The sequence below is a fragment of the Chitinophaga sp. LS1 genome, from assembly GCF_034274695.1.
Classification (GTDB): domain Bacteria; phylum Bacteroidota; class Bacteroidia; order Chitinophagales; family Chitinophagaceae; genus Chitinophaga.
The window spans coordinates 6,726,931-6,751,770 of the sequence record NZ_CP128362.1; the positions used below are offsets into that span (position 1 = coordinate 6,726,931).

At 44.8% G+C, this 24,840-nt stretch carries 21 protein-coding genes; 7 read left to right on the forward strand and 14 right to left on the reverse strand.

The window, feature by feature from the left end:
- Position 1: 1 nt before the first annotated feature.
- Positions 2 to 829: an ABC transporter permease gene (locus QQL36_RS27665; RefSeq protein ID WP_321567480.1), complete on the reverse strand. Its 828-nt coding sequence runs from the start codon at positions 827 to 829 to the stop codon at positions 2 to 4.
- Between the two features lie 138 nt (positions 830 to 967).
- On the opposite strand from QQL36_RS27665, the gene QQL36_RS27670 reads away from it, so the two are divergent.
- The 5 genes from QQL36_RS27670 (at position 968) to QQL36_RS27690 (ending at position 5,642) form a co-directional block, all read left to right on the forward strand.
- On the forward strand, positions 968 to 2,617 hold the full coding sequence (locus tag QQL36_RS27670; protein ID WP_321567481.1) for a TPM domain-containing protein: 1,650 nt from the start codon (positions 968 to 970) through the stop codon (positions 2,615 to 2,617).
- A 126-nt stretch (positions 2,618 to 2,743) separates the two neighbouring features.
- Entirely contained in the window at positions 2,744 to 3,610 is an 867-nt protein-coding gene (locus QQL36_RS27675) for an acyl-CoA desaturase (RefSeq protein WP_235643838.1), read from the forward strand.
- 101 nt (positions 3,611 to 3,711) lie between these two features.
- A complete protein-coding gene (locus QQL36_RS27680) occupies positions 3,712 to 4,392 on the forward strand; it encodes a FadR/GntR family transcriptional regulator (RefSeq protein WP_321567482.1) in 681 nt (226 codons plus the stop codon).
- Between the two features lie 10 nt (positions 4,393 to 4,402).
- Positions 4,403 to 5,239, forward strand: a complete 837-nt coding sequence (locus tag QQL36_RS27685) for a sulfite exporter TauE/SafE family protein (RefSeq protein ID WP_321567483.1) — start codon at positions 4,403 to 4,405, stop codon at positions 5,237 to 5,239.
- 1 nt (position 5,240) lies between these two features.
- Positions 5,241 to 5,642: a DUF1634 domain-containing protein gene (locus QQL36_RS27690; RefSeq protein WP_321567484.1), complete on the forward strand. Its 402-nt coding sequence runs from the start codon at positions 5,241 to 5,243 to the stop codon at positions 5,640 to 5,642.
- 21 nt (positions 5,643 to 5,663) lie between these two features.
- Here the strand turns inward: QQL36_RS27690 and QQL36_RS27695 are convergent, their stop codons facing one another.
- Both QQL36_RS27695 and QQL36_RS27700 read right to left on the reverse strand, forming a co-directional pair.
- Positions 5,664 to 7,460 carry an ABC transporter ATP-binding protein gene (locus QQL36_RS27695; RefSeq protein ID WP_235643834.1) on the reverse strand — a complete coding sequence of 599 codons (1,797 nt, stop codon included), beginning with the start codon at positions 7,458 to 7,460 and terminating at the stop codon, positions 5,664 to 5,666.
- Complete coding sequence (locus QQL36_RS27700; protein ID WP_321567485.1) at positions 7,402 to 9,159, reverse strand: ABC transporter ATP-binding protein; 1,758 nt, start codon at positions 9,157 to 9,159, stop codon at positions 7,402 to 7,404. Before QQL36_RS27700 ends, QQL36_RS27695 begins: the two co-directional genes overlap by 59 nt.
- Before the next feature lie 104 nt (positions 9,160 to 9,263).
- Here QQL36_RS27700 and QQL36_RS27705 point away from each other — a divergent pair, with 104 nt between their 5' ends.
- Positions 9,264 to 9,497 (forward strand): hypothetical protein, encoded by a 234-nt coding sequence (locus tag QQL36_RS27705; RefSeq protein WP_321567486.1) that lies wholly within the window; start codon positions 9,264 to 9,266, stop codon positions 9,495 to 9,497.
- Between the two features lie 312 nt (positions 9,498 to 9,809).
- On the opposite strand, the gene QQL36_RS27710 is transcribed toward QQL36_RS27705, so the two are convergent.
- The 8 genes from QQL36_RS27710 to QQL36_RS27745 form a co-directional block, all read right to left on the reverse strand.
- Positions 9,810 to 10,619, reverse strand: coding sequence for an SDR family NAD(P)-dependent oxidoreductase (locus QQL36_RS27710; protein WP_321567487.1), 810 nt, complete (start codon positions 10,617 to 10,619; stop codon positions 9,810 to 9,812).
- A 98-nt stretch (positions 10,620 to 10,717) separates the two neighbouring features.
- Positions 10,718 to 11,551, reverse strand: a complete 834-nt coding sequence (locus QQL36_RS27715) for an SDR family NAD(P)-dependent oxidoreductase (protein WP_321567488.1) — start codon at positions 11,549 to 11,551, stop codon at positions 10,718 to 10,720.
- Positions 11,552 to 12,038: 487 nt separating this feature from the next.
- Positions 12,039 to 12,941, reverse strand: coding sequence for a helix-turn-helix transcriptional regulator (locus QQL36_RS27720; RefSeq protein WP_321567489.1), 903 nt, complete (start codon positions 12,939 to 12,941; stop codon positions 12,039 to 12,041).
- On the reverse strand, positions 12,901 to 13,353 hold the full coding sequence (locus QQL36_RS27725) for an ADP-ribosylglycohydrolase family protein (protein WP_083724594.1): 453 nt from the start codon (positions 13,351 to 13,353) through the stop codon (positions 12,901 to 12,903). The genes QQL36_RS27720 and QQL36_RS27725 overlap by 41 nt, the downstream gene beginning before the upstream one ends.
- Positions 13,354 to 13,512: 159 nt before the next feature.
- On the reverse strand, positions 13,513 to 16,056 hold the full coding sequence (locus tag QQL36_RS27730; protein ID WP_321567490.1) for a polynucleotide kinase-phosphatase: 2,544 nt from the start codon (positions 16,054 to 16,056) through the stop codon (positions 13,513 to 13,515).
- 6 nt (positions 16,057 to 16,062) lie between these two features.
- Positions 16,063 to 17,421 (reverse strand): 3' terminal RNA ribose 2'-O-methyltransferase Hen1, encoded by a 1,359-nt coding sequence (locus tag QQL36_RS27735; protein ID WP_321567491.1) that lies wholly within the window; start codon positions 17,419 to 17,421, stop codon positions 16,063 to 16,065.
- A gap of 156 nt (positions 17,422 to 17,577) precedes the next feature.
- Positions 17,578 to 20,259 carry a glycosyl hydrolase gene (locus QQL36_RS27740; RefSeq protein ID WP_321567492.1) on the reverse strand — a complete coding sequence of 894 codons (2,682 nt, stop codon included), beginning with the start codon at positions 20,257 to 20,259 and terminating at the stop codon, positions 17,578 to 17,580.
- 7 nt (positions 20,260 to 20,266) lie between these two features.
- A complete protein-coding gene (locus QQL36_RS27745) occupies positions 20,267 to 21,685 on the reverse strand; it encodes an arylsulfatase (protein ID WP_235643831.1) in 1,419 nt (472 codons plus the stop codon).
- 224 nt (positions 21,686 to 21,909) lie between these two features.
- Here QQL36_RS27745 and QQL36_RS27750 point away from each other — a divergent pair, with 224 nt between their 5' ends.
- Entirely contained in the window at positions 21,910 to 22,380 is a 471-nt protein-coding gene (locus tag QQL36_RS27750; RefSeq protein WP_321567493.1) for a hypothetical protein, read from the forward strand.
- A 17-nt stretch (positions 22,381 to 22,397) separates the two neighbouring features.
- Here the strand turns inward: QQL36_RS27750 and QQL36_RS27755 are convergent, their stop codons facing one another.
- From QQL36_RS27755 to QQL36_RS27765, 3 genes are read right to left on the reverse strand one after another with little or no spacing between them, the layout of a single operon-like run.
- Positions 22,398 to 23,933, reverse strand: a complete 1,536-nt coding sequence (locus tag QQL36_RS27755) for a M1 family metallopeptidase (protein WP_083724584.1) — start codon at positions 23,931 to 23,933, stop codon at positions 22,398 to 22,400.
- Positions 23,934 to 23,943: 10 nt separating this feature from the next.
- Positions 23,944 to 24,366 (reverse strand): secondary thiamine-phosphate synthase enzyme YjbQ, encoded by a 423-nt coding sequence (locus QQL36_RS27760; RefSeq protein WP_321567494.1) that lies wholly within the window; start codon positions 24,364 to 24,366, stop codon positions 23,944 to 23,946.
- Positions 24,367 to 24,386: 20 nt separating this feature from the next.
- The gene (locus QQL36_RS27765; RefSeq protein ID WP_321567495.1) at positions 24,387 to 24,803 is read right to left on the reverse strand and encodes a hypothetical protein; all 417 of its coding nucleotides are present in this window, start codon (positions 24,801 to 24,803) and stop codon (positions 24,387 to 24,389) included.
- Positions 24,804 to 24,840: the final 37 nt, after the last annotated feature.

Sequence of the window (24,840 nt, forward strand, 5' to 3'; positions counted from 1 at the left end):
ATTAATAATATAACAGGTTAGTGATCTGTACTGCAATCGCATCTAATAAAATAATCCAGAGAGAAGCAGTTACCACCGCTGAATTGGCGGCCAGACCTACGCTTTCAGTACCTCTGCTGGCGTGATATCCTTTGTAACAGCCTACAAATCCAATGGCAAATCCGAAAAAGAATGTCTTCACCACAGCCGGTATCACATCACTGAATTCCAGTGCGGCAAAGGCTTTGCGAAAGAAGAGCGTACCGCTTACATTTCCCTGGGTATTGACGCCCAGCCACCCGCCTACAAACGCCAGTGCATCGGCCATGACAGTGAGTAAAGGTACCATGAGCGTACATGCCAGAATACGGGTTACTACCAGGTATTGAATGGGGTTCGCACTGGATACTTCCATGGCATCGATCTGCTCCGTCACTTTCATACTCCCCAGCTCTGCTCCTATACTGGAAGCGATCTTGCCTGTACAGATCAGGGCTATGATCATAGGTCCTATTTCGCGTACAATGGAGATGGCGACCATACCCGGTACAAAGCTCTCTGCACCAAATTGTTTCATGGTAGGCTGGGTTTGCAGGGTCAACACAAATCCGATAATAAAACCTGATACCGCCACCAGGGAAATAGATTTAACGCCTACTATATAACATTGATGGAGAAATTCATTCCATTCGAAGCCATTCCGAAAAATATTCCGGCCAAACTGGGTGGCAAAAGCGACCTGCTCTCCCACCGCGGCCATGTATCTATTTAAGGATGAAGTAATTGCACTTGCCATAATCGTTCGCATTAGTTCTGATGATGCTGCTACTATAATAAGATGTAATTTCATGCCACCCTTTTTTACCGGTTTTTAGTGATAAAAAGGCTGGTAAATGGGTATTATTTTACACAATTGTAGGGGGACGAGTGGGATGACCGCCGCAGAGCAGGGTGATCACTTCATTTTTTTAATATTTTTGGGACTATCATGAGAAATAGAAAATGTCAGCTTTTTATTTTAATGCTCCTGTTACTGGTGCAGTGTACTTCTAAGAAGCACAATTATGCGGAGGAGATCCCTGATCCTATGAAGAAGGGAGGGTATGTGAGCAATCCGGATCACATCATTTCAGACAATACCACAGCGGCGCTGAACGATCTGCTTGGCAAACTGGATCAGGCAGGCAAGGCACAGGTGGCGGTGGTGTTGCTGGAAAGTATTGGCAATCAGGCGGTGGAAGACGTATCACATCTTCTCTTTACTACCTGGAAACCCGGAAATAAGGAAACGAATAATGGACTGGTGGTACTGCTGGTAAAAGACCAGCATAAGATCCGCTTTGAAACCGGGTATGGACTGGAAGGCGATCTGCCGGATGTGATCTGTTTCCGGATACAACAGTCCGTGATGCTTCCTTATTTTAAGACGGATAATTATGATGAGGGGATGGAGAAAGGTTTGCAGGCAGTAGCGGAGATATTGACAAATCCGGAGGGCGCGGTGAATGTATCGGATAATGGCGATGGTCTGGCCGATACAGCGATTGAAGCCGCTGATGCGGGTGCGAATGCCGTAGTTGCACATGGAGGTGTGAATGTTGTAGCTGCAGATAGAGGTGTGAATGCCGCTGTTGCTGATACGGTTAGTGCTACAGCAAACGAACCTTCTCTGACAACTGATGCAACTGACGCCAATGTTGCCACAAACAGTGCAGCGGATGAATCGCAGCAAGACCCGAATTATTTACTGCAGGACAATGGTATTTCCCGTCCTGGTGTAGGCACCATCTTCTTCTATTTCTTTTACCTGATTTTCAGTTTCATCATATTTGGTATACTCAAAGGAGAAAAACACAAAGATGACCTGTACAGAACCACCTGGCTGGCCAGAAGCTTTGTGCTGTTAGTACCCGGTATAGTCATGCTGGTACTCTGTTATGCGCTGAATATACCTTATCATTTCTGGATCACCTTAGGTCTCTGCTATTTAACCTGGACCATCTACCTTTCCTACAGGTATACCCTAACGAATGCCCGGGAAAAGAAACGGGAATTTACTGACAGGCATGCCCGTTATGAGGCACTGGATATAGCACATAAGAACTTGTTGTTCACTGCGTTCGTATTCCCTATCCCCTTTCTCGCCTATTATCGCTGGCATGACCAGCGCATGAAAAAACTGCGTTACGAGCCGTATGACTGCGATGCCTGCACACAACCAATGACGCTGCTGAACAGAAATAAGAAAAAAGCATTCCTGAATCAGATCCAGGCTGCAGAAGAAAAAGTAGGATCGGTGATTTATGATGTATGGTATTGTAAGCACTGTGATACCCACAAAACCATCGGGTACGACAGTATTTATACCAAGGTAAAAACCTGCCCTAAATGTAATAATAAAACCTTTGAGGAGACACGTACGCAAACCGTCAAAAGAGCAACCGAATATTCAACTGGTCAAGGGATACAATTTTCTGAATGCAGGTACTGTAATTATGTTGAAAAAAAGACGTTTGTAATACCACGAAAATCGTCTTCCAGCTCCTCCACATCGTCCTCCGGGTCATCTTCCTCTTCATCCAGTGGAAGCTGGGGTGGTGGCTCATCTGGCGGCGGCGGATCCAGCAGCAGTTGGTAAAATTTGACCGATTACTGATTTTGGTCATTGATATATATCAGGATAAATAAATACTTTTGTACTATGAATTCTGAAAAACAACTGAGGAAGGGCCCAACCTGGTGGCATCAAATTGACTTTTTAGGCATGCATTTATTGCCTCTTCTGGCATTTTTCACGCATGTAACTGCATTCGATTGGATTTTATGTGCATTTCTTTATGTAACCAGGATGTTCTTTGTAACCGGTGGTTACCATCGTTATTTTTCACATCGTACATTTAAAACTTCCCGTTGGTTTCAGTTTGTACTTGCGGGTGGTGCACAGAGTACTTTTCAGAAAGGCGTGTTATGGTGGGGTGCAAATCACAGAATTCACCACAAACACAGTGATACACCAGAAGATCCGCATTCAGCAAATATTTATGGTTTCTGGTATGCACACATGGGCTGGATTATGGGGCCTGAGTACAAACCAACCCGTTTTGACCTGATCAAAGATTTCAAACAACCTGAACTTTTCTGGCTGAATAAATACCACTGGGTACCAGGTCTGGTATTGATGACGGTTAGTTACTTCCTGGGTAATAAAATAAATGGTACTGGTTGGTTCGACTGGCATGCAGGTCTGTCTACCCTGTGGATTGGTTTCTTCCTGAGTACAATCCTCGTATACCACGCAACATTTACCATCAACTCCCTGATGCACAAAGTTGGTAAGCCAAGATATGAGACCGGTGATTACTCAAAGAATAGTGTAATCCTGGCACTGCTGACCCTGGGTGAAGGCTGGCATAACAACCACCACTATTACCAGAGTGCTACCAAACAAGGTTTCTATTGGTGGGAAATTGATATTACTTATTACATCATCAGGACTTTAGGTGTGTTTGGTATTGTTTGGGATATCAGAGGGGTGCCTGAGAAAGTGAAAAATTCTAATTTTTTAAAGGAAAAAGGCAGGCAATTAGAGCCTAGTTTTCCAGCAAATGATTCAGTAGAAGTCAATAAATAAGAGATTAAATAATATAATAAGAACTCTCGTCTGACCAGGCGGGAGTTTTTTTATGCTTTTTCAAGAACAAACATCTGATGTTTCAATAAAACATCCTACCTTTGTTAAACATCAGACGTTTAAGAAAGATGGCAAATACAATCAAACTGGCAGATAAGGTTATCTACCAATTGCAACAGGACATCTCGCTGGGGAAATATAAACCCGGTGAGTTAATTCCCCCGGAGCCCGTACTCATGGAGCTATTCAATGTAGGCAGGTCCACCATCAGGGAAGCGATCAAAACACTTTCCAACGCGGGGATCTTAAGGGTACAACAAGGGGCTGGCACCTTTGTATGCAATACGGAGAATAATGAACCCCTGGATAAGCGTCTTCGTCGCGCTGCCAGGATGGAAGTAACCCAGGTGAGGTCGCTACTGGAAATCGAGATTGCCAGACTGGCTACCCAATTCAGGGATGATCAGGACCTCGGCTGTATTACCGCCGCCCTGGACGACAGGTGGCAGGCCATTCAATCAGAAAATTACGAAGCCGCTGCTGACGCCGATATCCGATTTCATAAATCGATCGCCCATGCCTCTCACAACAGTGTGCTTGCTGACCTATACCAGACATTTACAGGGGTAATCCGGGAATCGTTTTCACAGCGGGAGAAACCGCATGTGCAACAGTTCCAACAGACGCACCAGCTACATGCTGACCTGCTGAATGCTATCAAAAATCAGGATACCGCTGCCGCGACAAGGGTTGTGACCCAGATCCTGGAAACGAACTTCTAAACTTATTGTCATGTCAATACTATTATTTTCACTTATTCTGCTGGTCGGCGCATTTATGGCTGGCATGCTAGGTTCTCTTACCGGCCTTGGAGGAGGTGTTGTCCTCATTCCATTACTAACGATTGTATTTCATGTAGACATCCGCTATGCAATCGGTGCATCACTTGTAGCCTCTATCGCTAACTCATCGGGAGCTGCGGCGGCTTATATCAAGGAAGGTATCACGAACGTACGTATCGGTATGTTCCTCGAAATTGCCACGACAACCGGTGCTATAATCGGGGCGTTATTAGCCATCTACACACCGACTTCCTTGGTAGCGATCCTCTTTGGTGTAGTACTGCTTTTCAGTGCAGCGATGACCATCCGTAAAAAGAATGAACATAGTGATAATACCAGCAACAGCAAACTGGCACGCATTCTCAAACTAAACAACTCCTACCCTGTGAATGGTGAAATGGTGCCTTACAAGGTACGTGGTGTAGGAGGAGGTTATGCGCTCATGACCCTTGCAGGTATTGTATCAGGGCTGTTGGGTATCGGTTCCGGTGCTTTGAAAGTATTAGCGATGGACAATGTGATGCGTATTCCGTTTAAAGTATCTACCACTACCAGCAACTTCATGATCGGGGTCACTGCTGCAGCGAGTGCCGTGGTGTATTTGCAAAGAGGGTATATCGATCCGGGAATTGCCATGCCGGTTGTATTGGGGGTACTGGCAGGTGCATTTGGTGGCTCCAAATTGCTGATGAAAATGGACGTAAAGAAACTGAGATTGCTCTTTAGCATAGTGATCAGCGCACTCGCCATACAGATGATCTATAATGGTTTAACAGGTAAATTGTAAGATGATGAAACAGTTATTTTCAAAAGAATTCTGGCAGGAAAGAGATATTGAGATGTTTATCGGAAAACAATTACGTTGGGGAGTGATCACATCCAGCATCATTGCATTCATTGGTGGTATTATCTATTTATCCAGCCATGGTGGCGGTATGCCGGAGTATCATGTATTCAAAGGGGCGCCTGAGTATGTAAGACATTTACCGGGTATTTTTCATGGGGTAGCACGCGGCGATGGAATGGCGATTATACAGTTGGGCGTTGTGGTATTGTTAGCGACACCGATCACCCGTATTGCATTTTCTGTCATCGCATTTGCGATGGAAAAAGATAAACTTTATGTGATGATCACCTTGTTGGTTCTGAGCATTATTATATTCAGTATATTCAGCGGACTGGGAGGCTGACCCTCCCAGCCCTGCTGGCTTTTAGCTCTTTCTTTCATAATGTAGCAGCATGTTCATAGCATCACTGAATGACCCCGCTCTCACGATCTCTCCTGCGTTGATAAAGAAGATCTCGTCTGCATTTTCAATCGTATTCAATCTATGCGCGATGATCACACGCGTAGTATGCGAAGGTAATTTCTGTAAGATCTCTTCCAGCAATTGTTCAGTGACTGTATCGATATTGGCAGTAGCTTCGTCCAATACTAATAATTCAGGTTCTCTGAGTACCGCACGCATAAAGGCGATCAGCTGTTTCTGCCCCAGGCTCAGACTATCACCACTACTCAGCACAGGCGTTTCTAATCCGCCATCAAAGCGGGTGAGTAAGGTATCTAAACCCGTAGTACGGATCACTTCCTGCAACTGGTCAAGGCTATAATTCCCGTACTTTTTATTACCATAAATGATATTCTCATAAATATTGCCGGTGAATAAAAACGGTTCCTGCAGGATAAAGCCAATCTTCTGCGTACGTTCTTCATCCGTAAAGCTGCGGATATCTTTGCCATCCAGTAGCACCTCTCCTCCTGTGGGATCAAACAACCTTGCAATCAAAGATGCGGTGGTCGTTTTACCACCACCAGTAGGGCCTACCAAAGCATATGTTTTGCCGCGTTCCATTTCGAAACTGATATGATGGAGAATGTCTTTACCATCAGGATAATGAAAGTTCACATCTTTGAATGCGAGCAAGGGGGCGTTGCCATCCGTATTTGCAGCAGGAATTACATGCAGATCAGACTCCATGTTCAGGATGTGTGAAATCCTGTCCCAGCCTGCCATTGCCACCTGGAAGTTTGTATACAAAATGGCGAACTGGCGCATGGGGTTGTAGAAGTAAGTACAGTAGGACAGGTAACTGATGAGCAAACCAATGGTAAACTCATGATGAGCGATCAGGTAAATACCATATGCCAATACGGCCAGTTGGGCGAGGTTGGCGCAAAGGCTGAATAAAGGCATGAAGAAGTTATTGACCAGACCTGCTGTCACCGCGGTTTTGTATTGTTCTTTGTTCGCAATATCAAAACGTTTGCGGAAATAATCCCTGCGATTAAAGGCGATGATCACTTTGAAATTGTTCAGGCTTTCCTGGATTTCAGCGCTCATGCCACCGGTGCTCTTCATGTTTTCCGCGTTCTTCTTTTTAACGATTGGGCCAGTGATCTTTGTTATGATCAGCAATAAAATAGCAGGTGCAATGGCAGCGATACCCAGGGTAAAATGGATACTGAGCAGGAAGATAGAGGCCCCGATCATAGAAGCTAAACCACTGACAAATTGTACCAGGGATTGTGCAAAGAACTGGTTCAGTTTGTCAGTATCATTATTGATACGGGAAATGAGATCGCCGGCTTTGTTCTGATTGAAAAATGCAATCGGCAATGCCTGCAGGCGGCTGAACACATCATTACGTAGACGGTACAGGATATTCTGACCTACTTTTCCCATCAGGCTCGTCTGAAAGTAGCTGGCAGTGAGGGAAATGAGGAATATACCGAAGAGGATCCCGGAAAATAACAGTACTCCGTTGAATTCTTTATGTGTGACATAAACGTCGATCGTATGCCCTATCAGGATAGGGATGGACAGGTTCATGGAAGTACTGATCAGGATGGCAACGAGTGCCCCGAACAGTGTATTCCGGTCTGGCCGCAGATAAGGTAAGAAGTTCTTGAGCGCTTTACCGGTCTTCGTTTCCTGACCGGCAGCCAGTTTATTCAGGTTGTAGCTCATAGTTGCTGGTGCTGCGTTGAGAGTTATAGATCTGCACATATTCAGGACAGGATTGCATCAGTTCATTGTGAGTACCGATTGCAATGACCTCTCCTTCCATCAGCAGGATGATCTGATCAAAGTGCACAGCGGAGGCGATCTTTTGTGTCACGGAGATCAGGGTCAGGTCAGGATAATTTTGTTGCACATTTTGCAGAATGCGCTGTTCCGTATTTGGGTCTACCCTGGCGGTGAAATCGTCCAGCAACAAGATCGTAGGATTGATGGCGAGGGCTCTTGCCAGCATCAGTCGTTGTTTCTGGCCACCGGAAAGGCTGGTACCGCGTTCAGAAACGATGGTTTCCATGCCTTCGGGGAGGGTAGTTATAAAGTCTTTGAGTTCAGCGGTGGAAATGGCTTTTTCCATCAGGGCATCGCTGACAGTTTCATTGAAAGCGATGTTTTCTTTTAAACTCATATTGAACAGGATACTATCCTGGAATACGAGACCTATTTGTTGTAATAGTCGTTCTTTATCGTAATCTTTCAGGTCAGTGCCATCGTAGGTCACCTTTCCGCCATCGGGGTTCAGCAGGCCTACGAGTACATTGAGCAGTTGTGTTTTTCCGGCGGCAGTCGGGCCAATGATGGCGGTGCGCGTACCTGCTTTCACATTGAAAGAGATCTCTTTTAAAACGGGTTTGCCTGCCAGTGTGAGGTTTACATTTTCCATCGCGATATCGCCATCAATGGTACGCTGTATAGTGCCGGTATCGACAGTATCCGGAGCGTAGAGCACTTCGGCAATACGGGCATAGGAAGCGGCTGATTGGGCGATCAGGCCACTCATAAAGCCGATCACTACAATTGGGAAGATGAGGATGGACACATAGCTGTTATACGCCGCTAATTCACCCAGTGACATGGTGTTATTGATCACATAGTGGCCACCCAACAGGAGGATCGCCAGCAGGGACATATTTGCCATAAAGGAGATGACAGGTACCAGACCGGCGAAGAGGCGGACTACGGCCATGCCGAGCGTTTTGGATTCGCCGTTTGGAGAAATAAAGCGGTCGTATTCCTGTTGCTGAGCATTGAGAACGCGGATGAGGGCAGCGCCCATCACGCTTTCATTGATAATTTTATTGAGGCGGTCGATGACTTCCCTGCTTTTTTTGAAGATAGCGCGCACCTTGTTTAATACCATGTAAAAGGCGAGGCCGATGACAGGGATGATGGTGATGACGCAGAGGCCCAGTTTCCAGTTCATGACGAGTAGCAGGGTGCTGGCGCCGATGATGATAAAAAGGGAGGAAGATACGGACACAATTCCTTGCGACACGAACAGTTTTACTGTATCAATATCGGAGGTGAGGTTGGTCAATAGCTTGGAGGGGTTCGCGGCCTGGATGGCGGCGTACTGCTGGCGGGATATTTTATCGGCCAGTTTGGTGCGCTGTTCGCTGGCTACTTTCTCAGAGGTGTAGGTTTGGATAATGCTCTGGAGGTAGGTGAAAATAAAAATGAAGGCGGCAGCGAGCACAAATTCGGTGACCAGTCCGGACATGTCCAGGTGGCCGTTTGTGTAGGCGTCGATACCTCTGGAGATGAGCCATGGCAGGACCAGGTTCAGGCCATTGCTGAGCAGGGCAAGTAAGATCAGGAGGGTGACCATACCTTTATAGGGCGTCAGGATGGAGGTGATACCAGGAAGGGCCGGTGCTTTGGAAGCAGGTGGGCTTGTTTTTTTCCTCATAAGTGATTGTAATAGTAATAAGTTGCCATAACGGTGCGCCAGTGGCAGCGGCTAAATTACACCAAATTGATAGACGAAGGAGGGGTTGAGATATTTTATAATACTTGATAAATATTTGGGGATGGTTTTGGGAGGGGGTGTGGGGATGGTTTGAGAGGAGGTTTTTGGGGAGGTTGAGGAGGAGGTTTTTGGGGAGTGGTTTGAGAGGATGTTTTGGTGGGAGTGGTTTGAGGGGAGGTTTTGGAGGATGGTTTGAGAGGAGGTTTTGGTGGGAGTGGTTTGAGGAGGAGGTTTTTGGTGGTAAAAAAATGCTCCGGGTGTTTTGCCCGGAGCTTTAATTTGACGCGTCCGCGTCACAGCTATTTTTGATGGAGCAACCCAGTTAGGCGATACTAACTGAAGGTTTCCATGAATATACTGTAGATTCCATGAATACCTCCTTTTCTTTGATGAGTTATGAAGTTAAGTAATTTTTACGTTTCAACAAAGCCCCACTTTTGTGTCATTTTAATACAAAGAAGGCGCTTTTACTTTTGGTAAATTCGGTAAAAGCGTCTCTCTTTTAATCAATTACTAAAAACCTTTTAGTAATCAAATATTAAAAACTTTTCAGTAATCAATAATTAAAAAAAGGGGTTAGTAATCAATTATTAAAAGGTTGTATTAATAGTGAGCTCCTTCCATTCACTGATCTCATCGAGAATGCTTTGCAACTTCTCTGGTACCAGCTCTGCAGCATCTTTACCAATTAAGAAATTCAATGGTGGATGATCACTCTTTGCCATTTCAATAATAGCTGCTACCCCTTTTTCAGGATCGCCGGGTTGCTTACCATCGAGGTCTGCATGCCATTGAATAGAATCCTTTACAGATTGGTATTTACTTTCTGTTACACTCAGATCAGCACCCAGGAAGTTGGTTCTGAAATAACCTGGTAATACAACGGTGGCTTTCACACCAAATTCTTTGATCTCTTCTCGCAGGCCTTCTGTCAATCCAACTACTGCGAATTTAGTAGAGCAGTAGATCGCCCATCCTGGGAAACCTCCAAGCATACCGGCTACAGACGCGATATTGATAATATGGCCAGAGCGTTGCTCACGCAAATGCGGCATTACCTGTCTGATTACATTCAGTAAACCAAAGACGTTTATATTGAAATTTTCTCTGGCGTCTTTATCACTTACTTCTTCTAATGCACCTACTTGCCCGTATCCGGCATTGTTTACGACTACATCTATTTTACCAAATGTGCTGATCGTCTTTTCTATTGCGGCCTTTACACTTTCTTCTGAAGTAAGTGATACCGTGAGCGGCAGGAAATCATTTCCAGAAAATTCGCCTAAGGAAGCTGCATCACGTGAGGTGGCTGCTACGTTATAGCCTTTTGCTAATAACTGGGAGACTAAGATGCGGCCAAAACCTTTGGAGGCACCTGTTACAAACCATACTTTATTCATATAATAATAGGTTGATTGTGTTAAAGATTCGGGGATTGAAAGCGGATGTTAATAATCGGTTGATTGTGTTAAGGATTCAGTGGCTTTGAAAGCTGCTGTCAATAATCAGTTGACTTCGTTAAGGATTCAGTGGCTTTGAAAGCTGCTGTCAATTGTTCCATCTTATTCAGGCCCCGCTGATAAGCATCACTGCCTAATAAAAGGTACACTGGCGGTTCCGGCATATTTACCAATTGTATCATTGTTGCCGCAGCCTTTTCCGGATCACCAGCCTGTTCTCCATCCATGCCTGCATACTTTGCATGAGAATTCCTGATCGCAGTATAATCAGCAATTGGCGTATCTGTCATCACTAATGACTCAGCAGTGAGGAAACTGGTGCGGAATGCACCTGGTGCTACAAGGGTAACATGTATGCCGAACTCTTTTACATCTTGTGCCAAAACATCTGTCAAACCTGTAATGGCATATTTAGTTGCTGCATAAACAGACCAACCGGTATTCGCTGTTATACCAGCAATAGAAGATATATTAATGATATGCCCGCTTCTTTTTTGACGCATGAAAGGCAATACATGCCTGATCACATTCAGCGTACCAAATACATTGATATCAAAGCTGGTGCGCGTCACCGCATCAGATAATTCTTCTATACTGCCACCGATGCCATAACCGGCATTGTTTACAGCTACATCTATCTGTCCGAATTTGTCAACGGTAGATTGAATAGCGCTTGCTACGCTCCTATCATCAGACAGATCTACCTCTAAAGGGAGGAAGTTACTATTATCATTGCCCACAGCTGCTGCTAAAGCCGCAGCATTGCGGGAGGTAGCTGCCACAGACTGGCCAGCCGCAAGTAATTGCTTTACCAAACTTAGGCCTAATCCTTTGGAAGCTCCTGTTACAAACCAGGTCTTTTTGTTGTCCATATCTTGCTCGTTTTGATAGGACAAAATTAGATTATGCAGGGTTGCTGATTATTACAAGGTTCAAACCATTGGTTACAAAATTCAAACAACGAGGCATGAGGTGGTTAAAAGCATCAAATAGTGCGGTAACGAGAAGACGTATTTATGGAATACTTTTTAAAGATATTCTATAAAACATGATATCAGGAGGATGTACTGCTAGCATACCTCTTAAAGATGTTTTATACAAACCGGGTAAGAAGAAAAGGTAAATTATATTTATATCTCTTAAAGGTGTTTTATACCACCCGATAAGAAGACAAAACTACGGTTATGTCTCTTAAAGCTGCTTTATACAACCCGATAAGAAGACAAAAACTACGGTTATGCCTCTTAAAGCTGCTTTATACAACTCCATAAGAAGACAAAACTACGGTTATGCCTCTTAAAGCTGCTTTATACAACCCGATAAGAAGACAAAACTACGGTCATGCCTCTTAAAGCTGCTTTATACAACCCGATAAGAAGAAGGCGTACTACTTGTATGTTTTTTAAAGAAATTATTAAAGTGTGCCGGTTCCTCAAAGCCAAGACTATAACTAATCTCCGCAATGTTCCAGTTAGTATGTTTCAGCAGCGCTTTAGCTTCGCCCAGTAATCGTTCTGCAATATGATCAGTAGTCGTCTTGCCAGTAGTCTCCCGGATGGCCCTATTCAGGTGGTTTACATGGACCGCCAGTTTATCAGCAAAATCCCGGGCAGAGCGCAAAGTGAAGCGTTGGTGAGGTGTTTCTATTGGAAATTGTCTTTCCAACAGTTCGGTGAAGATCGCTGTAATGCGGGCATTTGCATCTGTATGCTGGTAAAGCATTTCTGATGGCTGCATTTTCAGGGCATAATGAATCATCTCTGTAACATAGTTGCGCAACAGGTCGTACTTATATTTATAATCAGAGTTGATTTCTTCCAGCATCTTTTTAAAGATGGCGCTCACATGCTTATCCTGGGTTTTGTTTAGCATGTAGGCAGGTTTACTGCCCAGCGCAAACATAGGAAGTTCATTGATATTGGTACGTAATGATTCCGTGAAGAAGGATTCTTTGAAGATGCAAAAGTAGCCAGCCCTTTCATTCTGTAAGGATTCGTAAGTATAAGGTACATTGGGATTGAAGAACATCAATGCGGTCCCGTCTGCTTCGATACTTTTATCTGCGTAATGATAGACGGTACGGCCCCTGATCAGGCTGATTTTATAAAAATCCCTGCGGGCGTAGTGGATGGGTGTACCGCCTGGGCTTAAGGTATCTTCTATCCGGAATACATTAAAATGCCCGATATCCTGTTTCAGGTTATCAGGTAGCCAGTTAAATTTATGCTGGTAGAATTCTTCGAGTGTTTCCCTGTTTGCCATGGGGCGAAGTTACGAAATTCAAACAGATTCGATGATACTTTGCATTTAGGGGTATTCTGGTAAGGTTTGAAGCTTTGACAAAAGCGAAACCGGGAATACCGGCTTCCAGGTCTTTGAGAGCTTTTAATGTACTGGCGCCAAGGCCACTTAATCTTCCTTGTTTGTAATATAATAGAAAATGAGCCGCCAATACGGCGGGCTCAATTTTCCTGTACATCCCTAAAATCTCACACGTTGCTAGTGTGAGTTGTGTATCGTCTGTCAACTTCCAACTTCGATCAGGTTCTGGCTTTTTGCCCCAGTACCAGGTTGTTTTGTCATCTTTTAAATTGTCAAACTCCCAGGCACTCCCCCAGGCATCGCCGATGGCTCCTCCGATAATACAGGCTTTAAATCGATCTGCTATTTGCATAGTTTATAATCTCGGATCTACTGGTTCAATTTTCAGTGTCAATACACTAAATATATATTGATATTCTTTGCGCAACAGTCCTTATAACCTAAGATCTACTAATTCACTGTAAAAGGACAATACTCCAAATACGTATTGCCCCTCATTGCTCAGTGGTCCTTACAATCTTGGATCTACTGGTTCACTCTCCAACGCCAACACCCCAAACACACATTGATGCACTTTCGTCAACGGCGCCTTCGCCACAAACCTTTCCAACGCTTCTACCCCAAGTGCAAACTCCTTCTGCGCTAATATACGCTTCGTACTCAACCCCCTTTCTTTCAATCGGGTCAGGTTCTTCTCCAACGTATACTCAGGACCATAAATAATTCGCAAATACTCCCTTCCTCTTACCTTGACTGCCGGCTGCACAAAGAACTTATCATTCATAGTGATGAAACTATATGGTTTTACAACCATCCCCTCTCCTCCATTATTCGTCATTCCTTCCCACCATTTGATCACCTCTGCCAAACTGCTATCATCCCCCAATTCTACCACTCTATATTTAGTAGCAATGATAGGATTCCCCTCACCACCTGCAAACGCCGCCAACTGCTCCATATGCCACTCATGGTCCTTGTCAAAATAGGTATTGCCTTCTGTCGCCAACAAATGGAATGGCGCCAGCTGGTAATCTTCCATACCATTTACTTCCCAGCAATATTGTCTATAGGCCGTAGCAAACTGATCGACCATCACCGCCCTCTCCCTATACTCTCTCAGCAAAGGCAATGCAGCAGGATTAGTAGCTGCTTTTTCCAAACTCGCTACTGCTCCTTCCATCGCATATCTGCCGGCAGCACCTGTCGCTCCATATTGATTACGAAGTAACTGCTGCGCCTTGAGGTTCCATGGCATGAGCTCACAATCCAGCACCATCCAGTCCGTATTGAAAGCTTCCCATCCACCACGCGCTGTGATCACATCAGCGATCTTTTTCAGAAAAGCCTGCTCTATGACCTCATCATCAAAAAATACACGACCAGTACGGGTATAGACAATCCCAATGCTATCCTCCTGTATACCAAAGCGTCGTTTTACCACTTCCGGCTCCTTACACACCACCACCACCGCACGCGATCCCATGTGTTTCTCTTCGCAAATGACCTTGTTTACCCCTTCACCTATAAAATACTTAAACGCCTCACCAGGATGTTCCAGATAATCAGGCAAAGGACTGGTGGCAGTTGGAGACATTGTAGGAGGCAGGTACACCAGCCACTTAGGATTCACTCCCCAACGGCTTATGATCTCCAACGCTGATGCGGCATTGCCTTCACGGATCCCGATCCTTTTCATCAATCGGGTGTCCACTAATTGTTTGCCAATGACATCACTGATATCAAGTACATTATCATGCTCCTGCTGTAAGCTCAACTCATTCATTGACTCCTGGATCGGCCTTGATGGCACCGCATATTCCTGCGCTGCAGGTACGCTCACCAATTCCCTTTCAGGATAACGCAAAGCCGTGAGACTTCCGCCGAATACACAACCCGAATCTATATCTATTGTATTGTTAAACCATTCAGGACGTATCACTGGTGTATGCCCATACACCACGGCTGCTTTACCATTGTAATTAGCCGCCCAGTTATACCGCACAGGCAATCCAAATTCATCTGTTTCGCCGGTGGTCTCACCGTACAGACAAAATTCTCTCACTGCCCCGGAACCTCTGCCCTGCATGGTCTCCTTGAGACCCGCATGCGCTACCACCAGGTTACCATGATCGAGGACGTAGTGACTCACCAATCCATCCAGGAACACTTTTACTTTTTCTATCCATTCAGGATCGGCGCCTTCCAGCTGTGCCGCCGTACGTTCCAATCCATGCTGCAACTGTACATTTTTACCATTCAGGTATTTGAGCAGTTTGTTGTCGTGGTTACCCGGTACACAGAGTGCCCCCATTTCTGCTGTCGCCTGCATCACCAATTTCAATACTGCTGGTGAAGCAGGCCCTCTATCGACCAGATCACCAAGGAATACGATCTTTCTACCATTGGTCGCTGTGATGCGATGAGCTTCTTTATCGACGCTGTGACCAAGGTTAGTGAGCAGTGTACACAGCTCGTCATAACAACCATGTACGTCACCGATAATATCGAAAGGCCCTTCCTCCTGCTTCAGGTCATTGTAGAGTGGTTCTCTTATTATTTCGGTAATGCTGTCTACCGATTCCGGGGTACGGAATTCAAAATGCCTCCTGAAACCTTCTTCCCTGATTTTGTGAACACCGCTTTTCAGGGCAGCCATCTGGCTCTTGATCACACGGGGTGGCAGGTTTCTGTCAGTACGGGTTCTATTCCTGTCCTGACATACCCGGTCTGACATATTCAATATGATAGCAACGGGCAGTATGTGGTATTCTCTTGCCAGTGCCACCAGTTGCTTTCTGTATTGTGCATTTACATTGGTCGCATCTACGACCGTGAGCAGGCCTCTCTTCAGCCTTTTGGCAATGATGAAGTGCAACAGTTCAAATGCATCTTCGGATATATCGGGTGTATTTTCATCATTGCTGAGCATCAACCTGCAGGCGTCACTGCTGACGATCTCTGAAGGCCTGAACCATTTTTTTGCAAAAAAACTTTTCCCTGATCCTGATGCGCCTACTAATACTACCAGGGAGAGTTCCGGAAAATTTAATGTCATAATTCGTTATTGTTTTGAGAATACAACCATCTGGCTGGGTGCGCCTACTGCTTCGATCTCCTCTCCCAGTGGCTTTATTTCATAAGTATATTTATATGCGTCACGGATGTGCTCACACCATGCCTGGAATTCCTCGCGGGTCCATTCAAATCGGTGATCACTGTGTCGCTTCATTGTTTCATCTTCTGTAAAGGTGATGTTCCAATCCTTGTTGGGCGTGGTAAGCACGATGGTATCAGGTTGTATCTCATTGAATACATTCTTTTCCAATGCCAGCAGCCTATCTTCGTCCAGGTGTTCGATCACCTCTACCAGCGTCGCTACTTCGTAACCCTGTAAACGCCTGTCCCTGTAAGTGAGGGAGCCATGCAGCAGGTTAATACGTTTACGCTGTGTGTCGATCATCTTGTCCAGCTTGAGTCTTCTGGCAGCAACTTCAAGACTACGTGAAGATACGTCCATACCTGTGATGCGTTGCAGCTGTTTATTTTCCAGCAACAGTTTTATGAGACGACCTTCCCCACAACCCAGATCTACGACAGATCTGACCTGTAGACGGGCGATTTCGTCGCTGACAGCTTTCAATCTTATATCATGTAGGGTTTGTTTGGATTCTTTTTCAACTACAGGAGTATCTTCCGATACGGTGATTGCTGCCAATGCTTCGTTGGAGAGTTTTTGCTGATAACGGAGGTAACGGCGAACAATCAGTTCTTTGGCAGGATGCTCTTCCAGCCAGCCTTTCCCTTTGTTCATGAGTTTTGTGATCTCTTCCTCATTTACCCAGTAGTGCTTTTCATTATCCATTACAGGAATGAGCACGTATAAGTGGGAGAGCAATGCCTGCAGGGTAACGGTATTTTTCAGGGTGACTGTAAAATACCGGCTTTCGCCCCATTCGGGAAAATGCGGATCCAGCGGGTGTTGGATAGCAGTCAGTTCATAGCCCAGCGGAAGGAAGAGTTGTTGCAATACTTCTTCGCCACCTTTTACTGAGAGGACGGAAAGTTGTACTTCGAGTTGCAGGGGGATGCTCACCAGTTCTGGTTTTGCTTTACAATTTCCGTTCAATGCGGAGCTAAATCCCTTAGAGATGGCACTGGTCATGAAAGAAGAGGCAACATAGGGGCGGTCATTTACATATTGATCCAATGCAAAGGGGTTGCCATCACTGTTCCTGACTAGTCCGACGGGGTCCATATCCAGCAATATTGCGCAGGTACATCTTTCATCGCTAACTTCCGGGTAGAAGACGTGGGCTTTACCGTTTACTACCTCGACAGATTGTACTTTGCCGGGGTGCTTGTGTAACAGAAAACTCAGGTCAGTAGCGGGGTAGCGTGAGTTGGTGATAGTTAATAACATATTTGCAATATAAATTATGTTGGCAAATATCTGAAGGATGTGTGAAGGGTATTTGCGCAGGAGAGAAAAATTTGAAGGAGATAAAAAAGCGGGCATTTCAATGAATGCTTCACATTCATTGAAATGCCCGCTGAATAATCCTGAATTAACCTAAGTTTAGTTATAAGGCGTGATCGTCACCTTGCCTTCTAACCCGGAAGGCTGTATACTCCAATTAGAAGCATCAAAATCTTTATAATTAATATTGACGAAATTAATTTCATGATATTGCCGCCATGGTATATGATGCCGATCCATATACCTGATATGATTAGCCATGAGGTTCGCCACTTCTATACGAATATCATTTTTTCCTGCACGCAGGTATTTGCCGATCCTAAGTGTAAATGGAATGCTCCACATGATACCCGCATCCTGTCCATTGATCCAGATATGCGCACTTTCATTCACTTTGTCAAGTTGCAAAAGATATTCTCTGGAATTTTTTGCCGGTAACTGAAGACTTGTTGTGTATATCCCTATTCCGGAGAATGAAGTAACAGCAGTATCTGGTAATGTAGTCCAGTCCACTAAGCTATCCAATTTTACAGCAGGCGGAATGAACGGTCCGCCATCTTTGAATTCCAATTGCCATGGACCTAGCAGCGTAAGCGGTTTGCCAGCATTTTCAAGGTATCTCCATGCCGCATAGCTTCCCTTGGAGGCCCCACCTTCTGCCTTTAGGATAATTGATTCTCCCGATGCCAGTTGTAATTTCACATGAGTAGTACTATCTGTATTCTCTATCTGCGCAAGACCAGTATCACCATGCAATGGATCCAGCATAAAGACACGTGATACACGGCGATTGACAGGAATAGACCGGTCAATTTTATTAGCCGTATGATTCACGATATAATAATAAGTATCCTCCCCATCCTTCCTGCGAATGAATTTCAATCCTGCATCTGTAAGCGCTTCACGGCGAATTCCAATTGAATGTAAGGCCCCTTCTACATCAGCAGTAATAATGATATTCTTCCTGCCTGCTAATGACTTCAACAATAATTGAAATTCTTTTCTACGCGTACCCAGCTCATTCATACCCGGTACATCCTCTGGCAATGCCTGAAAGATCACAGGAGTTCCATGCTGCGCAAGCGCAATAATCTTTTGCAATGTAGTCAGGGGCATCAAATGCGCCTTCGGAATTATCAATGCTTTGTAACCATTGGTTTTGGCTATCCAATTATCCGACACAAAATCCAGTGTATACCCTCTGCCATGCAAATTCATTACCTGTTTATAAAAATCCGTCGGATACAACCACTTATCTATATGATGTACTGACAATGGCATTTCCATCCCCTCCGCATCATTCCATATGTCATACACCGGCCAGTACACCAACAAATCATTATCCGGCTTGCCTGCCTGTAGTACTGACTGCACGCGGGTTATATACTCATTCAATCCGGGCAGATGCGACCACCAGCTATTAGCAGGTACAAAATTCACAGATGCATAAAACAACCACCCGGGAAAAGGCACCTTCTTCGGAGAATACGTAGTACCATGATAAAATACATGATTTACGCCCGCCAGAAAAGCCTGCTCCACTTCTGGTTTACATTGTGACAACGATGTTTTGAAATGCTCTGTCAACCATGTAAATGTCTCGCTTGAAATAAGCGGATGACCCGCTATATGACCCGCTGATGTAGCAAACTGCATCATTATCGGATCAGGACTTACATTTCTGATATCCGCACTATCCCTCCGTAAACCCGGAATTGGAAAATAGGTAGAGCCAAATGTCTCACACTCCGGAATATCCACTGTTGCATATAAATCAATCAGATTACCCGGCGATCCATGGGCCTGGTTTTTAGTGATACGATGATAATCATGCGCCCACTGTGTCCATGGCTTTGTAAAATTATCCAACAGCAACTCCGCCATCGTTTCCCTGTAATCTGATTTGATCCGGGCAATGGTATCAGAGCTCCTATTATCTGTGAACTCACGAATAAAACGAGTTAAATCGTACCCCCTTCGACGCTTAAACTCTGGTAAAAATGAAGGCGTCCAGTCAGCCCCATATACCTCATAACTATCATTATAAAATGCCCGGATACCGGGGACCTCTTGTTGGAAAGCATTATCAAAACGATGCAGGTATAATTGAACTGCCTCCCCCGATAAATGGTCAAGGGTATAACCCTCCCCCCCGGGCGCCGCACGTTTTACTTTCTGTTTCGTATGACTGCTGTACAATGCATAGACCGTGAGATTGCCTGCGGGATGCTCCCAATGGAGATGCCCATCCTGCACTTTGTCTATAATAGGAACAGGTGTAACTCCTTGATAAGCTACCAAGGCCTGCAAAGTACCGATACCCGTATCGATTTTTTCAGGAACCGTTGATAACACCCTCACCTCCATCTTCGCCGCTGCATGCGCCAAATCGATCTGTGGCCCGCCAAAAGGCCAGCCAGTGCCAGTAGTGAGGTCTACTCCCATATGTAACCGGGTCGCCTGCGTAGTCGTTATTTTCAATAAATGTATCCATTGCGGAGACAAAAAATCCACATACTTTGACTCAAACCCTTTCGCCCCATAGATAGGTGCGATTTCCACCCCACCAAAACCTACCTGATTATAAGTTGTCAATGCATTCGTCAGCCCCACACTATCTACAGCACTCCCCATCCACCACCAGCGGGTCCAGGGTTTGGTTTCCTTCTGAACAGAAGGCCATACAGGGTAAGTCCCCTTAAAATCCGGGTGTTGCGCAGTTGCCTTTAAGCCGCAAAGAAGCAGGCCAATGGTAGCCAGCCGGTAAATACGTGGATGCATATATAGTTTATTTCTCGGTATCAGACCAGTCAAATTCCTTGTTTTCTGCCGGGGTTTTCGCCTTTGCCATGATAGCTTTCAGGCTCTTTACTTTTGCCGGGTTTTCGGCAGCAAGGTCTTTTGTCTCTCCAATATCGTCAACTATATTGTACAATTCAAATCTTTCCCCCTTTCCTTTATATTTAAACCGGATTAATTTCCAGTCCCCCTGCAATACGGCTTCCTGGATATACCCTTCGTTAAACTGCCAGTATAAATAATCATGCACTTTGTCCGGCTTTTTATCTTCCAGTGCCGAAGCGTAGTTCAGGCCATCTATACCATGCAGGGTCTTTGACTTTGTCAATGCGCTGAATGTAGGCAGGATATCCCAAAACGCCCATTCCTCATCACTCACCTTCCCGGCAGGAATATGCCCCGGCGCACGCACCAGCAAAGGCACCCGGATCCCTCCTTCGTACAGATCACGCTTCAGCCCCTTCAACGGACCATTGCTGTTAAAGTACTCAGGATCAGCACCTCCCTCTTTGTGAGGACCATTATCACTGGTAAAGAAGATGTAAGTATTGTCATCCAACCCTAATTGTTTGATAAGTGCCTGAATCTGACCCACATTCTGATCCAGTTTGGTAACCATGGCTGCAAATGCAGCATGCGGATTTTGCTGACTACGATAAGTGCCCCCATTCTGTGCATACGGTGTTTCAGGCCCCAGTTTAGAGCTACCATCTGGGTTCAGCCATTGCTGCAGGTCCTTTTTGGGAGGATCCAGTTCGGCATGCGGCACTGTAATAGAAAGATATAAAAAGAACGGTTTGTCCTTATTTTCATTGATAAATGAATAAGCATGCTCCATAATCTCATCGTGGGTATACACGGTGGTATCATGTTTTATCTTACTGATCTTACCGGCTTTCACCTGGTAGAGGTAGTTCGTATAATAATCATGTGCATGCCCCTGATTGAGGTAGCCATAAAATTCGTCGAAGCCTTTAATCTCTGGTGAACCCGTCGTTCCCATTTCGCCTAAGCCCCATTTTCCAAACATACCGGTGGCATAGCCATTTTGCTGCAACACCTGAGCCAGGGTGCTATCCTGCGGCCGTAATGGCAACCGGGTATTACCCCTAATATAGGAATGCCCCATATTCTTGCCCGTTAGTAAGGCACAACGACTGGGTGCACATACCGTATTGCCGGAATAAAAGCGGGTAAACCGAATTCCCTCTGTCCCCAGGTTATCAATATTAGGCGTGGGAATCGGGCTCCTGGGGTTAAAAGATGTGAGGTTCCCATAGCCCAGATCATCTGCCAGGATAAATATGATATTTGGTCGGTCCGAATGTTTCTTTTGCTGTGCCATGGCGGTTATGGAGGTGGTAAGCAACCACCCTGACAACAGAATCCTGTAAAAGCGACGTTGCATAGTTTCTTATTTTCTGGTGACTAATGTACAAAAACCTACTAAATCGATAGACTAATAATTTATGAGCGGTTACCCCCCAGAATTGTAAATAATTTGATTAGAAAGGTACCGTATCAGATACTTTTTTTATATTTGATATATTTTCGTTTCAATTGTCTTAAATTCATATCGCCCTCAGTGTCAAGGTTTATAGAGGTTATGTGAATGATTTAAATCAATAGAAAATGATGGTGAGATACTATGCAATATTTGGAGATGGAAGTTACAGTCCTTTACATTCACTGGAATCAATTTCCATACTCCCGGAATATTCCTACATACTGATGACAACGGATACACTGAAACCAAACGGCTATGTGGAATCTACGACTTATCAATTTGTAGACAAAAAAGGAGATGTGGAATTACTTCGGATCAACAACTGGGAATTGCTGTACATCAGTCCATGGACGCATAGTTCCGACGGTCTACGCTACTGCCTGTACAATCATATGACCAAAACTGCCCACGAGTTTTTTGGCGAAGAAACAGGCCTTCACTTTTTTAAACACGATCTGTTTCCAAAACTCAGAGAGCTATCCATTATCTCCGATTACAATCAATACTTACTTAGTGAGAAAGTAGATCTGCTGGAGGTGGAGCTGACTGAGTTAAGGAGAAGACTGTATGAACTGGAAAAGGTGCTGCGGAAGTAAAGTTGATCCTTTCGGAATCAAAAACTCATATCTGCCAGCAGATTCGTATCCGGATCCAACCAAATACCGGCAGGCTTTGTCACTGCTGGTATTATGACGGTGGTAATCTTATCTTTCACTAATATTGTCTGCACAGGCTTTGATTTATCCAGCGTATATTCCAGCGGAAACTCAAACAAAGGTGTCTGCTGTTGAATCACTTCCAACTTTACCGCATGAGTATTTTCATTATAACTCATGTTCACCTGCAGCTTCGGTATAGCTGTCGTATATAACCATTGCGTAAAGAAGCCTTTCAGATCCTGCCCACTTATTTTCTCCATCTCCTTTCTGAAATCATCTGTACTTGCATTGCGCCCGTTATAGTCTTTAAAATACTGGCGAATACCTTTCCAGAAAAGCTCATCCCCCAACTTTCTTCTTAACATATGTAATACCCACCCTCCTCTTTCATAGCTATTCGCATTCAGCAACTGCATGTAATTACTATGTACGGTCGTATCTACTACAGGTGTCTTTCTATTTTTTGTAAATTCAATGATCTTCGCCTTGTCTTCTTTCAAAGAAGCCCGAAGGGTATCCACCCCATAAGTATGCTCCATATATAACAGTGTCATATAAGTAGCAAAACCTTCGCTCAGCCATAAATGCCGCCAGTCTGTCTCTGTGATCGCATCGCCAAACCACTGATGGGCAATTTCATGCGCGAGTAAAGATTCCAGGCCGGGATATTCCGGTGAATTCTCTGCGTAAAAGATTGCACCGGCATTTTCCATTCCTCCAAAGATCGTCTTCGATTGAATATTCGCCAGCTTTTCAAACTGGAAAGGACCTACCTGCTGAATGAAATAAGGCAAAATATTCGTGGCCCTTGCATATCCCTGATGACTGGAATCTTCATGGAAAACATAACTGTAAACAGGGATCTTCCCTACATCGCCGGAATGCGTCACTGAAAAATCTGCTGCTGCAATAGCCATTACTTTTATAGGTAGTGGCACCTTCTCATCATATACAGTTCTCTTTAACTGACCAGGTAGATTGGTTGCTGAAACCCGCACACCATTTGCTACCACGGTATAATGATCAGGCGCAGTAACAGTAAACGTCGCCGTAGCCTTATCAGATGGGTGATCTATACAAGGTAGCCACTGATGCGCTCTGTCAGGCCAATGATCTGTAAAGAATGTTCTATCTCCGTATTTATTTTTAGAAATGAACAGGCCATCTTTGGGAATACCGGTATACACTACTGTATACGCTCCTTTATCACCTGCTTTCGCATTCACTTTTATATAGAGGGCATTAAAACCCTGTTCGTACTGCAACAATTTATTATCCGCATGCACCCCACTCACATTCATTCCCGCCAGATCAATCCTGAGGCGGGTTGTATTTTGCAAATACTTTACTGCAATCGTCACCTTCCCTTCTATCTGATTCGTCGTATCATTCAGCGTCAGATCAATATCATAATGCTGTACGTCTACCTGCTGAGCCTTCGCTCCTGTGAACCATAAGGTACACAGACAAAGAAAAAATCCATTCTTCATAATAGATAATTTATTCTCCCCAAACTGTTATCACTAAACTTCTCGCCCCGCCATAATCCCGGTGTTCACACAAGTAAATACCCTGCCATGTACCTAAATTAAACCGGCCATTGGTGACCGGTATCATCACCGAACTGCCCAACATCGCGGCTTTCAGGTGTGCTGGCATATCGTCCGGTCCTTCATCGTTGTGTTCGTAATCCGGGTCATTCTCAGGCACGACTTTATTAAAGTAAGTTTCGAAATCTATTCTTACCGTTGGGTCAGCATTTTCATTGATGGTCAATGAAGCAGAAGTATGCTGGATAAATACCTGGCACATGCCCGTCTTCAACTCCCTTAGTTGCGGAATAGCCTGCAATACTTCGGAAGTGATCAGATGAAATCCACGGGCTCTGGCGCGTAGTTGTATCGATGCCTGGTACATTTTCATGCACCGAAATTAAGTTATTACTACTTTACTTTTATATACTTCTCTATGATTTCATGATCTACACCTGCGCCCTCTACCTTTTCAATACCTTTCTGTATCAGGGTATCGCCATGTAGACTCACCCTAAAAGTAAAGACGCCCCCCTCCCAGTCTTTGTTATTATAAAAGTCAAGGTGTTCTGTATACTGGTCACCACTCAGCGTATACCGGCCTCCACCGGCATCGAAAGTACCGCCGTGGTTTAGGAAGGCAAAATGCGTGTCGTTGATTATCTTGATCATCTCCTGATCTTTGGTGTAGTCCGTTACAGTTGTATCGCCCTTGGCAATGGAGGCGTGAGATAAGAGTTTCCAGGTGCCATTTAACCAACCGGCGCTGGAATTTGATGCGGGCTGACAGGCAAATAATAACGTGGAAAAAAGCAATAAATATTTCATACTACAATATAATAAAAAGAGCCTGTATCAAGAAACA

What these genes read in the sequence shown, in the direction of transcription:
- QQL36_RS27690 (WP_321567484.1), top strand. Translation starts at nt 5,241, where the DNA reads ATGATGAAACAGTTATTTTCAAAAGAATTCTGGCAGGAAAGAGATATT.
- QQL36_RS27740 (WP_321567492.1), bottom strand. Translation starts at nt 20,259, where the DNA reads ATGCATCCACGTATTTACCGGCTGGCTACCATTGGCCTGCTTCTTTGC.
- QQL36_RS27700 (WP_321567485.1), bottom strand. Translation starts at nt 9,159, where the DNA reads ATGAGGAAAAAAACAAGCCCACCTGCTTCCAAAGCACCGGCCCTTCCT.
- QQL36_RS27685 (WP_321567483.1), top strand. Translation starts at nt 4,403, where the DNA reads ATGTCAATACTATTATTTTCACTTATTCTGCTGGTCGGCGCATTTATG.
- QQL36_RS27665 (WP_321567480.1), bottom strand. Translation starts at nt 829, where the DNA reads ATGAAATTACATCTTATTATAGTAGCAGCATCATCAGAACTAATGCGA.
- QQL36_RS27710 (WP_321567487.1), bottom strand. Translation starts at nt 10,619, where the DNA reads ATGAATAAAGTATGGTTTGTAACAGGTGCCTCCAAAGGTTTTGGCCGC.
- QQL36_RS27675 (WP_235643838.1), top strand. Translation starts at nt 2,744, where the DNA reads ATGCATTTATTGCCTCTTCTGGCATTTTTCACGCATGTAACTGCATTC.
- QQL36_RS27765 (WP_321567495.1), bottom strand. Translation starts at nt 24,803, where the DNA reads ATGAAATATTTATTGCTTTTTTCCACGTTATTATTTGCCTGTCAGCCC.
- QQL36_RS27670 (WP_321567481.1), top strand. Translation starts at nt 968, where the DNA reads ATGAGAAATAGAAAATGTCAGCTTTTTATTTTAATGCTCCTGTTACTG.
- QQL36_RS27750 (WP_321567493.1), top strand. Translation starts at nt 21,910, where the DNA reads ATGATGGTGAGATACTATGCAATATTTGGAGATGGAAGTTACAGTCCT.
- QQL36_RS27695 (WP_235643834.1), bottom strand. Translation starts at nt 7,460, where the DNA reads ATGTGCAGATCTATAACTCTCAACGCAGCACCAGCAACTATGAGCTAC.
- QQL36_RS27720 (WP_321567489.1), bottom strand. Translation starts at nt 12,941, where the DNA reads ATGGCAAACAGGGAAACACTCGAAGAATTCTACCAGCATAAATTTAAC.
- QQL36_RS27730 (WP_321567490.1), bottom strand. Translation starts at nt 16,056, where the DNA reads ATGACATTAAATTTTCCGGAACTCTCCCTGGTAGTATTAGTAGGCGCA.
- QQL36_RS27745 (WP_235643831.1), bottom strand. Translation starts at nt 21,685, where the DNA reads ATGCAACGTCGCTTTTACAGGATTCTGTTGTCAGGGTGGTTGCTTACC.
- QQL36_RS27725 (WP_083724594.1), bottom strand. Translation starts at nt 13,353, where the DNA reads ATGCAAATAGCAGATCGATTTAAAGCCTGTATTATCGGAGGAGCCATC.
- QQL36_RS27735 (WP_321567491.1), bottom strand. Translation starts at nt 17,421, where the DNA reads ATGTTATTAACTATCACCAACTCACGCTACCCCGCTACTGACCTGAGT.
- QQL36_RS27755 (WP_083724584.1), bottom strand. Translation starts at nt 23,933, where the DNA reads ATGAAGAATGGATTTTTTCTTTGTCTGTGTACCTTATGGTTCACAGGA.
- QQL36_RS27760 (WP_321567494.1), bottom strand. Translation starts at nt 24,366, where the DNA reads ATGAAAATGTACCAGGCATCGATACAACTACGCGCCAGAGCCCGTGGA.
- QQL36_RS27715 (WP_321567488.1), bottom strand. Translation starts at nt 11,551, where the DNA reads ATGGACAACAAAAAGACCTGGTTTGTAACAGGAGCTTCCAAAGGATTA.